This window comes from Pseudomonas sp. HY2-MNA-CIBAN-0224, from assembly GCF_040310285.1.
GTDB lineage: Bacteria > Pseudomonadota > Gammaproteobacteria > Pseudomonadales > Pseudomonadaceae > Aquipseudomonas > Aquipseudomonas helleri.
On record NZ_JBEOPQ010000598.1, the window covers coordinates 1 to 264 of the forward strand.

Annotated in this window: 1 pseudogene; it reads right to left on the minus strand. The window is 39.8% G+C overall.

The features are described from left to right. Positions 1-76 precede the first annotated feature (76 nt). Positions 77-264: pseudogene (locus AAEZ03_RS27705) on the minus strand (ABC transporter ATP-binding protein); the annotation flags it as partial.

The window sequence follows — 264 nt, forward strand, 5'->3', positions numbered from 1 at the left end:
ATCACAGCTAGTAAAAATATAGCATGTATTACCTTCTCGAAGCTTTATTTAATACGTAGAATCTAGTAGCTGCTCATTAGATTGCCACCAATTCTTGGATATTATTTTCTGCCATATCACATCCCGCTCCATGAGCAACGACTTGCCCTCGAGAAAGCACAGTATAGTTATCGGCAAGCTCTTCAGCAAAATCATAAAATTGCTCGACCAAAATGATGGCCATATCGCCTTTATCAGCAAGACTACGAATGACTCTACCGATGT